Annotated in this window: 6 protein-coding genes and 1 pseudogene; 6 read left to right on the forward strand and 1 reads right to left on the reverse strand. The window is 35.0% G+C overall.

Annotation, left to right across the window (positions count from 1 at the left end):
• Positions 1-200 precede the first annotated feature (200 nt).
• The 6 genes from QRE67_RS02320 to QRE67_RS02345 all read left to right on the forward strand — a co-directional run bounded on the left by QRE67_RS02320 (position 201) and on the right by QRE67_RS02345 (position 9686).
• The gene (locus QRE67_RS02320) at positions 201-890 is read left to right on the forward strand and encodes a Crp/Fnr family transcriptional regulator (protein WP_286123360.1); all 690 of its coding nucleotides are present in this window, start codon (positions 201-203) and stop codon (positions 888-890) included.
• A 390-nt stretch (positions 891-1280) separates the two neighbouring features.
• Complete coding sequence (locus QRE67_RS02325) at positions 1281-1952, forward strand: ABC transporter permease (protein WP_286123361.1); 672 nt, start codon at positions 1281-1283, stop codon at positions 1950-1952.
• 464 nt (positions 1953-2416) lie between these two features.
• Positions 2417-4081 carry a glycoside hydrolase family 13 protein gene (locus QRE67_RS02330; protein ID WP_286123362.1) on the forward strand — a complete coding sequence of 555 codons (1665 nt, stop codon included), beginning with the start codon at positions 2417-2419 and terminating at the stop codon, positions 4079-4081.
• A gap of 186 nt (positions 4082-4267) precedes the next feature.
• Positions 4268-5905 (forward strand): PTS transporter subunit IIBC, encoded by a 1638-nt coding sequence (locus QRE67_RS02335; RefSeq protein ID WP_286123363.1) that lies wholly within the window; start codon positions 4268-4270, stop codon positions 5903-5905.
• A gap of 3 nt (positions 5906-5908) precedes the next feature.
• Positions 5909-6700, forward strand: a complete 792-nt coding sequence (locus QRE67_RS02340) for an endonuclease/exonuclease/phosphatase family protein (RefSeq protein WP_286123364.1) — start codon at positions 5909-5911, stop codon at positions 6698-6700.
• 307 nt (positions 6701-7007) lie between these two features.
• Complete coding sequence (locus QRE67_RS02345) at positions 7008-9686, forward strand: YhgE/Pip domain-containing protein (protein ID WP_286123365.1); 2679 nt, start codon at positions 7008-7010, stop codon at positions 9684-9686.
• A 169-nt stretch (positions 9687-9855) separates the two neighbouring features.
• Here QRE67_RS02345 and QRE67_RS02350 read toward each other — a convergent pair.
• A pseudogene (locus QRE67_RS02350) lies at positions 9856-11730 on the reverse strand (DNA topoisomerase III); the annotation flags it as partial.
• Positions 11731-11853: the final 123 nt, after the last annotated feature.

The following is an 11853-nucleotide window of genomic DNA, read 5'->3' on the forward strand; positions in this document are numbered from 1 at the left end:
CCCACCTCAAAGTTCGGCAGGAAGCAAAGAAGTTAGGTGGAGGATGAAGAAAACCTCCATTGATCAAAGTTCCACTTTATGTAATTAACGTTCATAAAGTATTCATGATAAACAAACAATTCGGAAATTAATTATGATAAAATAATTTTTGAAGGCGCTTTCTTTAAGTTTCACTCCGATATATAGAAAGAGGGAGTTTTATGAAAAGGCGAAACGTAGTTGAAGACTTGAAGCAATTTGAATTATTTGCTCATTTAACAGATAAAAAATTGAAGAGTCTAACAGAACTTATTTATTGGCGAACCTATAAAAAAGGTCAATTTTTATTTCTAGAAGGCGATTCAAGAGAACGAATTTACCTTATGTTAGATGGATTTGTAAAATTAGAACGAGTCAATCAAAGTGGAAATTTATTATATGAAGACTATGTAAAGCGATTTTCTATGTTTCCTTATAGCGGTATGTTTACAGATGAGGCATATAATTATACGGCTGTAGCAATGACAGACGTAGATGTATATTATATTCCTACTATTATTTTTGAAGACATGGTTAAATCAAGCCGAAAACAGCTTATATACACTGTTCACCAATTATCTTCTATGCTGAAAGCAAATGAAAGTCGTGTACAAAATATTACAATTCCAAATGCACAAGATCGTGTCATTCAGACGTTAAATTACTTAATGAACGATTTAGGAGAACAAGAGGGAGAAGAGATTGTAATTCCATGTCCATTCACAACAATTGAAATTTCTAAAATGTCTGGAACGTCTCGTGAAACAGTTAGTGGAGTGTTAAAACAATTAAAAAATGATAGTATAGTTACAATTCTCGGTAAAAAAATTACGATACATGATCCAACATATTTTGAGGAAGTCTCGATGTGAAAACTTCATAAAGGTATTGTTACAATGATCATAAAATTGATTGTGAATTCTTCTTTTCATATTTTATATATATAAATCCATTTTGATTTTTCGACATATACCCGCGGCTACGGATAACAAAAGGGGACCTGCACTCGTTTGCTCTCTTTGTTTTCATTTGGCATGGGGCATGGGGCAGGAAAAGGATCTGACCGCTTCTATGCATGAACGGATGCCCTCTCCCACCTAAAAAGAAGGGTGTTATGTCAGTTTTTTAATTTGTATTTATATAATTAAAGTTCTTTATATATTTATAAAGAACTTTTTTCATGTTATTTAATATAAAAAGATTGTATATTCCTGTACTGTTGGCTAAAATCGATAATAAAACAAAGGGGGAAGGAAAAGAGAATGATTCGGATTGAATATGATAGGTTAGTAGCCATTTCCTACAGTATAGGAGTATTACTATTAATAAAGATGCCAGGTGATAATGAGTCAATCGGAGAAAAGTTGTTCCAAACGTATAGTATTCCAGCAGATACGCATATTTATATGAATTATAAAATTTCTAATATATGGATTTTGTCGTTTGTATTACAGTTCACTTCTGTTCTATTTCTTGTGAAATGGCTGAAAACAAAGGATTCTAATTGGTTACAAAAAATAAATAAAATAAAAGTAACGACTGTGTGTGTAGTGATTATAGGAATGCCATTTTTTCTAAATAAAATGCTCCAAACTCTTGATAAAACATGGTATTACACAGGCAAAAAGGGGACAGAAGCAATCGAATACAAAAAAGAGGATAGTAAATGTACATTCGAGAAAAAGGGAGATAACATTGCGGGAAATTGTTTCATTACTTTAAAAAACTATCAAAATCATTCACAAGCATTACAGCTCGTTTTATATCAAGATGGAAATCAGAAAGTACAGAGTTATAAAGTACCGAAACCTGTATACTTACATCGACATGAAACAAAGAAATTTCAATTTCAAATTCCAGTTGTCTACGGAGAATCCAGATTAGAAAACAGGGCACCAAATATTAAATTACAGTTATTAAATGAAAAGCTTTAGGCTTAAAATTAGCTGATGAAAAAGTCAGTTTGTATAAACTGTAAAGAAGTTATATAGGAGAAATATTTACAAATGAAAAAGAAAATTGAACTTTAGTCATCCAAAATGTCCTTAGTAGTGAGACAAAATTGGATGACTTTTTATTTTATCCCGCTATTCGTGGGCAGTAAAACCCCCACCTCAAATGTCTGCAGAAAGAAAAGAAGTTAGGTGTGGGATAAACTGCCCGTAAAAGCCCGATTGGTTCAACTAATAATCAGTGGGACCACTGATTAAAGTTCCACTTTATGTAAGATTAACCAAACTTACACGTTATTAATAAAATAGGAGTATTATTTCTTAGCTGAAAGTAGATATTTAATAGGAGTAACAAAATTCTCGTTGCAAACTCCTCATATTTTGTTATGATAGTGTTACGAAAACGTTTGCATAAATTTTAAAGAATGCAAAAGGAGAGAACTATTATGAATAAAACATGGTGGAAAGAAGCAGTAGCTTATCAAATTTATCCGCGGAGCTTTATGGATTCTAATGGCGATGGTGTTGGAGATTTACAAGGCATTATTGCAAAGCTAGATTATTTAAAGGATTTAGGAATAGATGTAATTTGGATTTGCCCAATGTATAAATCGCCTAATGATGATAATGGCTATGATATTAGTGATTATCAAGATATTATGGACGAATTTGGTACGATGGCGGATTTTGATAAGTTATTGGATGAAGTGCATAAACGTGGCATGAAGTTAATTATTGATCTAGTTATTAACCATACAAGTGATGAACATCCTTGGTTTATTGAATCACGTTCTTCCAAAGACAATCCAAAGCGTGATTGGTATATTTGGCATGATGGTAAAGAAGGAAAAGAACCGAATAACTGGGAAAGTATTTTTAGTGGTTCTGCTTGGGAATACGATGAGGCGACAGAGCAATATTTCTTACATTTATTCTCACGTAAACAGCCGGATTTAAACTGGGAAAATAAAGAGGTTCGTGAGGCTTTATATGGCACTGTGAACTGGTGGTTAGATAAAGGAATTGATGGATTCCGTGTGGATGCAATTAGTCATATAAAAAAAGAAGAAGGGTTGCCTGATATGCCAAATCCAGAAGGGCTAAAATATGTACCTTCTTTTGATAAGCATATGAATGTAAACGGAATTCAACCTCTCTTAGAGGAGTTGAAAGAGAATACATTTTCAAAGTACGATATTATGACTGTTGGTGAAGCAAATGGTGTGAAGGTTGAAGATGCTGATCTTTGGGTTGGAGAAGAGAATGGTAAATTCAATATGGTATTCCAGTTTGAGCATTTAAGTTTATGGGATGCAGAAAAGAAAAAAGAACTTGATGTTGTGGAACTGAAAAAGGTATTAACAAAGTGGCAAAAAGGATTAGAAAATAAAGGATGGAACGCGCTGTATATTGAAAATCACGATAAGCCACGTATTGTCTCTACATGGGGTGATGATAAAAAGTATTGGCGTGAAAGTGCAACGGCTTTAGGGGCAATGTACTTCTTTATGCACGGGACGCCATTTATTTATCAAGGTCAAGAAATTGGAATGACAAACGTTCAGTTCCCAAATATTGAAGATTATGATGATGTTGCGATTAAGAACTTGTATCGTCAAAAGATCGAAGAAGGTGTACCACATCAAGAAATGATGGAAATTATTTGGGCATCTTGTCGTGATAATTCACGTACACCGATGCAGTGGAATGGTGAAATGAATGCTGGTTTTACAACAGGTACTCCATGGTTTGGAATGAATCCAAATTATGAAGACATTAATGTTCAAAAGCAGCAAACAGAGCAAGATTCTATTTTAAATTTCTATAAAAAGATGATCGCATTGAAAAAAGAGCATGACATATTCACTTATGGTATGTATGACTTAATTTTAGAGGATGATCCGCAAATTTATGCGTATACGCGTACGTTAAATGATGAAAAAGTTGTTGTAATCAGTAATATATCGAAAGAAGAAGCTGTGTTTAATGAGGATACTTTCACTATAGAACGCAAACGTTTGCTTTTAAATAACTATGAAGTAGCAGAACATGATAATATTACTTCAATCGCGTTAAAACCTTATGAAACAAGGGTTTATCGTATTTCTTAATAAAAAAAGGATGCTCTCGTAGCATCTTTTTTTATAAAAATAATAAATTTGTATTGCAATGTGAAAACGCTTTTATTAAAATAGATTTATGAAAACGGTTGCGTAAAAAGAGATCGGTTTCAGAGTAAAAGAGAAATTATCATTTATATAATTAGGGAAGATAGAGTTAAAGGGAGGAAGAGACAGATGAAAATTACTTCATTTGATTTTTGGCAGAAGTTCGGGAAAGCGTTATTAGTAGTTGTAGCTGTTATGCCAGCTGCGGGTTTAATGATTTCCATTGGTAAACTCATTGGTATGTCTGCTGGTGATATGGCTTTTATCCATACAATTGCTAGAGTTATGGAAGATATCGGTTGGGCTATTATTACAAATCTTCATATTTTATTTGCAGTAGCAATTGGGGGATCTTGGGCGAAAGATCGTGCGGGCGGTGCATTCGCAGCGCTATTAGCATTCGTCTTAACAAACAGAATTACAGGAGCTATATTTGGCGTAAACGCTGAAATGTTAGTGGATTCAAAAGCGAAAGTTTCTTCTTTAGTAGCAGGGAATTTACTTGTAAAAGATTATTTCACTTCTGTGCTTGGTGCACCGGCATTAAACATGGGAGTATTCGTAGGAATTATTTCAGGTTTCTTAGGAGCTACATTATACAATAAATATTACAACTATAATAAATTACCACAAGCATTAGCATTCTTTAACGGAAAACGCTTCGTACCATTTGTAGTAATTGTCGGTTCTACAGTTATGGCAATTGTTTTATCGTTCGTATGGCCATTCATTCAAAGTGGATTAAATGAATTTGGTCGCTGGATTGCTGCTTCAAAAGATAGCGCACCAGTTGTTGCACCGTTTGTATACGGAACGCTAGAGCGTTTATTATTACCATTTGGATTACATCATATGTTAACGATTCCGATGAACTACACGGAACTTGGTGGCACGTACACGATGTTAACAGGTGCAAAGGCTGGTCAAATCGTCGCAGGGCAAGATCCATTATGGCTTGCATGGATTACTGATTTAAACAATTTAGTTGCAAATGGGGATATGAATGGATATAAGCAACTGTTAAATGATGTTGTTCCAGCTCGTTTTAAAGCAGGACAAGTAATTGGTTCTACAGCAGGATTAATCGGGATTGCATTTGCAATGTACCGTAACGTAGATAAAGAGAAACGCAGCAAATATAAACCAATGTTCTTATCGGCAGCATTAGCAGTATTCTTAACAGGTGTTACAGAGCCAATTGAGTTTATGTTCATGTTTATTGCACCGGTATTGTATGTTGTGTATGCGATTACAACAGGTTTAGCATTTGCATTAGCAGATTTAATTAACCTACGTGTTCATGCATTTGGTTTTATTGAGTTATTAACTCGTACACCAATGATGGTAAAAGCAGGATTAACGAGAGATTTAATTAACTTCGTTGTTGTATCAGCTGCATTCTTTGGCTTAAACTTTACATTATTCAATTTCTTAATTAAGAAGATGAATTTGCCAACACCAGGACGTGCTGGTAACTATATCGAGAATGAAGATGAGTCTGAAGGTAGTACAACAACTGGAAAAGCAGATTCATTAGCAACAGCAGTTATTGAAATGTTAGGCGGGAAAGATAACATTGCGGACGTAGATGCTTGTATGACTCGTTTACGTGTAACTGTAAAAGACTTAGATGGCGTTGCGCCAGAAGCACAATGGAAGAAAAATGGCGCGCTTGGTTTAATTGTAAAAGACAAAGGTGTACAAGCTGTTTACGGTCCAAAAGCTGATGTGTTAAAGTCAGACATTCAAGATATTCTAGGTGTGTAACCAATGAAAGTATTAACGTTAAATTGTCATTCTTGGCAAGAAGAGAATCAAATGGAAAAAATAAAACATCTTGCTAAAACGATTCAAGAACAAGATTATGATGTGATTGCGTTGCAAGAAGTAAGTCAGTCTATTACAGCCGAAAATGTATGCGGTAACATGAAAAAGAATAATTTCGGACTTGTGTTGCTTGCGGAGCTTGAGCAGCTAGGTGCAGAAGGTTATGATATTATTTGGGATTTTTCGCATATTGGCTATGACGTATATGAAGAAGGATTAGCGGTTATAACGAAACATCCAATTGTGAAACAAGATTCCTTCTTTATATCAGAAAATATGGATATGACTTATTGGAAAACACGTAAAATTGTCAGTGCAACAATCTCTTATAAAGGTAAGAACATAACATTCTATTCTTGTCACCTTGGCTGGTGGAATGATGAAGAAGAATCATTTCAAGGACAAGTGGATCGTTTGATAAAGCAAGTGAATGAGAAAGAACTTTCTTTCTTAATGGGTGATTTTAATAACAACGCTCGTTTGCAAGGAGAAGGGTATGATTATCTCATGCAACAGGGGCTCTATGACACATATGAATTAGCCAAGCAAAAAGATGAAGGAACAACCGTACAAGGGAAGATTGCTGGTTGGGATGAAAATAAGCAAAACTTACGGATTGATCTTATTTTAAGTAACCAACCTATAGAAGTTATTTCTTCGGAAGTTATTTTTAATGATATGAATCGAAGCGTGATTTCGGATCACTTTGGAGTTGAAGTAAAAATAAGTATATAAATAGAAGAAAATCCTCATAGCTACTCAAGGGCTATGGGGATTTTTTAATGAAGACAAGTATTTCCAAGACAAAATAGTTGTCTTTTTTATGACATTTCCTATATATTAGTTATTACTGAATGTAAAACCAAATTGGTCATTTTGTATTAATACTTTCATTTATTTATTATATAATGGAATGTATAAGGAAGTTTGATGGGAATATAGTGCATTTTCGTTTAATCTCCGATAAAGGAAATGATATAATGGCGAAATGCGTGTATCATTTTCACAAGAAAGAAAAATATATAATTAGGTGATAGCTTATATGAAACAAATATGGCGTATTTATACGACAGACTTACGGAATGTAGCAAAGCATTGGGCTGCAATTGTTATTGTGTTAGGGCTTACGATTTTACCATCACTCTATGCGTGGTTTAATATTGAAGCTTCCTGGGATCCATATGGAAACACAAAGGATGTTCCAATCGCAGTTTCAAATGAAGATGTAGGATCAAACTTACGAGGGAAAGATATTAATATCGGGAATGAGATTGTAGATTCATTAAAAGATAACAAGAATCTTGGTTGGAAGTTTGTTGATGAGGAGCAGGCAATTGATGGAGTGAAACACGGAGAGTATTATGCAAGTATTACGATTCCGAAAGACTTCTCAGAAAAAATTGCAACGGTAATTAGTGATAATCCGCAAAAACCAGAACTTGAGTATTTTGTGAATGAAAAAGTGAACGCCATTGCACCGAAAATTACAGCAAAGGGTGCATCAGGTATAACCGAAGAGGTAAGTAAAAACTTCGTCAAAACAGCAAACGGCGAGATTTTTAAAATCTTCAACGATCTTGGAATCGATTTAGAAGCAAACTTACCAAGCATTGAGAAAGTAAAAGAGCTTGTTTTCAAATTAGAAGCACAATTCCCAGAAATGTATAAGCTTGTTGACACGGCCTTAACAGATGCTGGTAAAGCACAAGGACTTGTGAAAACTGCGCAAGATACATTACCAACGGTGGAAAATGTGATTAAAGATGGACAGCAAATGACGAAGGATTTAGATGCATTTTTTGCAAGAAACAATGAAACTTTAGAGAAAGCACCAGCGACTGTGAAACAGGATTTATTAATGTTAAAACGAGGTGCTGATGGTGCTTCGCAAATTACAGACTTTCTGTTAAATCCATCTTCTCAGATTGACTTTAATAAACTGAATAAAGAAGGATATAAAAATATAGCAGAGAATGTAAATCAAACTGTGACAGGAGCATTGGGAACAACAAGAAATGTATTAGATGATTTGCAAAGTGGTGTGAATCGCATGCAAAATAATCAGCTCATCAATCCTGAAGAGAAAAAAGCGGCTCTCCAGGATTACTCGAATCGTATTCAAGGACGTATTGAGGGTATTTCTTCAGTTATTGAGTTTCTTCAAAAGCTTCAAGCAGGAGCCTCTACTCAGGCGGGTAAAGACTTCCTAGAGAACAGAATTGTTAATTTAAGCAAAGTACAAACCAGCCTTACGGGAATAGATGTGATTAATAACGGACAAGAAATTAAACAAACGGTTATTGATGACTTGAACAAAGGTATTAAAAATGCAAATGATTCAGTTAACAAAGCTGAAAGTGATTATAATAATACGTTTGTAGCTGATTATCAGACAATAGTTGGCGCAGTAGATGATTTAAAGAATAAAGGAATAAATGGATTAGACTCATCTAAAGAAGCATTAACTACTTTAAATGCAAGATTTACAACGATGAATCAAATGATTGATGACATAATTCCTGTATTAAATGATGCGAATAAGATTGCTGCTGATGTAAACAGTAGTAAAAATTTAAATGGTCCAATTGATAAATTAAATAAAACAAAAGCAGGTCTTGAAAAAGGAATTAATGCAACGAATGTGGCAATTAATGCAATTAATCAAGGCCAAAAGCCAGCAAAGGATGTTATTGAAAGCATCAACGCGGTATCAAAGGACACTTCGGCACAATTAGGCGACATTTTAGCAAGATACGATTCTGAGATCGTTCCAAGCTTCAACGAGGCAATTGCAAAAACAAAACAAATGTCAAAAGACACATCAAAGATTTTAGGTGAAGCAAATAAAAGTCTTCCAGATGTGAAAAAGTTGTTAGAAGATTCATCAAAAGGATTAGTAGAAGGTACAAAGAAAGTTGAAGATGTAAAAGCAGAGATGCCAGCTACTGAGAAAAAGATTAAAGAACTAGCAGATAAAATTCGTGAATTTGAATCACATGAGGATTTGAAAGACATCATACGCTTATTAAAAAATGATGTTGAAAAGCAAAGTGATTACTTTGCAAATCCAGTGAATTTAAAAGAAAATAAATTATTTGCGATGCCGAACTATGGTTCAGCAATGTCACCGTTTTACACAGTGTTAGCACTATGGGTAGGGGCATTGTTAATGGTTTCGTTATTAACAGTAGAAGTACATGAGGAAGGCGCAAATTATAAGAGCCATGAGATTTACTTCGGACGTTTCTTAACCTTCTTAACGATTGGTCTTGCACAGGCGTTTATTGTATCGATGGGGGATATATTCTTACTTGGTACGTACGTAGTTGATAAATTCTGGTTTGTGCTATTCAGTTTATTTATTAGTGCAGTCTTTGTTTGTATCGTATATTCGCTCGTTTCCGTTTTTGGAAACGTCGGAAAATCGATGGCAATTGTTTTACTTGTACTGCAAGTAGCTGGATCAGGCGGAACATTCCCGGTTCAAATGACACCGGCGTTCTTCCAAACGATTTATCCGTTCTTACCGTTTACGTATGCGATTAGTATCACTCGTGAAACAGTTGGCGGTATGCTTTGGGATATTGTATTACGAGATCTACTCGTGTTGAGCGTCTTTATCGTAATTATGCTCATTATTGCATTGGTACTGAAAAAGCCGATTAACAAGTCGAGTGAAAAATTTGTTGAGAATGCAAAAGGAAGTAAAATCATTCATTAATGAAAAAGGTTTCTACCAAGTTTGGTAGAAACCTTTTGTTTATCCCGCTATTTGCGGGCAGTAATATCCTGTGTGAAGAATCCATTTTGATCCAACTTTATTTAAAAGCTACAAAAGGGGCTATTCATAAAGATATTTAATCTTTATGAGTAGCCCCTTAAATATGGGTTTAATCAAACTTCAATCCCTTTAATGCTTCTGCTAACGCATTATTTAGAGGTTCTTCTTGTTTCTGTTGTTGTTTCATATAATTTTGTACATAGCGCTTATCTACTTTACCACCGGATTCTTTCTTACGGCGTTCTTGGAATGCAGAAAGTTTCTCGCGATAGCCGCATTTACATGCGAAGATTTGGCCGTCTCCTTCACCACGAAGTTCTAGTTTTTTCTTACACTGAGGGCAGCGTGCGTTTGTAGTACGGGATACATTTTTACGATGGCCACATTCACGATCCTGGCATACAAGCATTTTGCCTTTTTTGCCGTTTACTTCTAGCATCGGTTTACCACAGTCTGGACAAGTTTTTGTTGAAATGTTGTCGTGTTTATATTTTTTATCGCTCGATTTAATTTCGGCAACAATTTCTTTTGTATAGTTTTTCATTTCTGAAATGAATACTTCTTTTTTTAATTTGCCATTCGCAATTGCATCAAGCTTTTGCTCCCACTCAGCAGTTAGTGTAGGGGATTTTAATTCTTCTGGTACTAAATCAAGTAACTGACGGCCTTTTGATGTAATGTGAATGTCTTTACCGCGCTTTTCGATTAAGAACGAATTGAATAGCTTGTCAATAATGTCAGCACGTGTAGCGACAGTACCTAGTCCACCAGTTGATTTTAATGTGTCTGCGAGTTGTTTGTTTTGCGTACCCATGTACTTTGTAGGGTTTTCCATTGCTGAAAGTAATGTTGCTTCATTAAAGCGTGCAGGTGGCTTTGTTTGACCTGATGTTTGTACAATTAGTTTCACGTTTAATGTATCGCCTTTTTCGATGCGAGGTAAGATTTGTTCTTTTAAATCGTCTACTGCATCGTCATCTTCAAAGCGATTTTCGTATACTTCTTTCCAGCCAGAATTAAGAATTGTTTTGCCACGTGCGACAAATTTTTCATCACCAATTTTTGAACGTAACGTTAGTTGCTCGTATTCGAAGGCTGGGAATAAAACTGCTAAGAAGCGTTTTACAACTAAATCGTAAATTTTGCGTTCTCTATCTGTGAAAGCTGAGAAGTTTACATAACTTTCTGTTGGAATGATTGCATGGTGATCACTTACTTTACTATCATCAACAAACGCTTTAGAAGCTTTTATAGGTTTATTTAAAACCTTATTAGCTAAAGAACGATATTCTCCTACTCCACACGCTTTCAGACGTTCTGGAAGTGTTCCTACGATGTCGGATGAGATATAGCGCGAATCTGTACGAGGGTATGTTAATACTTTGTGCTGCTCATACAGTTTTTGCATAATATTTAACGTTTCTTTTGCAGAGTAACCAAAGATTTTATTCGCATCACGTTGTAGCTCTGTTAAGTCATAAAGACCAGGAGCAAACGACTTCTTAGGCTTTTTCTCAATTTCCACGACAATAGCATTTTGTTTTCCTAGTTTTTCCACAATCGCATCGGTTTTTTCTTTATCAAAACTACGACCATTTCCTTTAGCATCTTGCCAAGTCAGTTTTAACTTGTCTGTTGTTTGGGCTTCGATACCGTAGTATGTTTGTGCTTTGAAGTTTTTAATTTCGTCCTCACGACCTGCAATCATCCCTACAGTAGGTGTTTGTACACGACCGCAGTTTAGTTGTGCATTGAATCGAGTGGTTAATGCACGTGTTGCGTTAAGACCGATATACCAGTCAGCTTCCGAACGTGCGACAGCTGAAGCATATAAATTGTCATATGCTTTACCAGGCTTCAAGTTTGCGAAGCCGTCTTTGATCGCTTTATCGGTAACGGATGAAATCCATAGACGTTTGATAGGTTTATTAATTTTAACTTTATCAATAATCCAACGAGCGACTAATTCTCCCTCTCTCCCTGCTTATCTCCATAATGATGTACAATAATAATAATACTCAATATTAAAGAACATCAAAGATGCTTAGTTATTAATTTTAGAAGGATATAGGGGATGATAAACTATAAAATTCATTGCACATAATTA

It is taken from the genome of Bacillus sp. DX3.1 (assembly GCF_030292155.1).
In the GTDB taxonomy this organism is placed as follows: domain Bacteria; phylum Bacillota; class Bacilli; order Bacillales; family Bacillaceae_G; genus Bacillus_A.

What these genes read in the sequence shown, in the direction of transcription:
- QRE67_RS02320 (WP_286123360.1), top strand. Translation starts at nt 201, where the DNA reads ATGAAAAGGCGAAACGTAGTTGAAGACTTGAAGCAATTTGAATTATTT.
- QRE67_RS02325 (WP_286123361.1), top strand. Translation starts at nt 1,281, where the DNA reads ATGATTCGGATTGAATATGATAGGTTAGTAGCCATTTCCTACAGTATA.
- QRE67_RS02330 (WP_286123362.1), top strand. Translation starts at nt 2,417, where the DNA reads ATGAATAAAACATGGTGGAAAGAAGCAGTAGCTTATCAAATTTATCCG.
- QRE67_RS02335 (WP_286123363.1), top strand. Translation starts at nt 4,268, where the DNA reads ATGAAAATTACTTCATTTGATTTTTGGCAGAAGTTCGGGAAAGCGTTA.
- QRE67_RS02340 (WP_286123364.1), top strand. Translation starts at nt 5,909, where the DNA reads ATGAAAGTATTAACGTTAAATTGTCATTCTTGGCAAGAAGAGAATCAA.
- QRE67_RS02345 (WP_286123365.1), top strand. Translation starts at nt 7,008, where the DNA reads ATGAAACAAATATGGCGTATTTATACGACAGACTTACGGAATGTAGCA.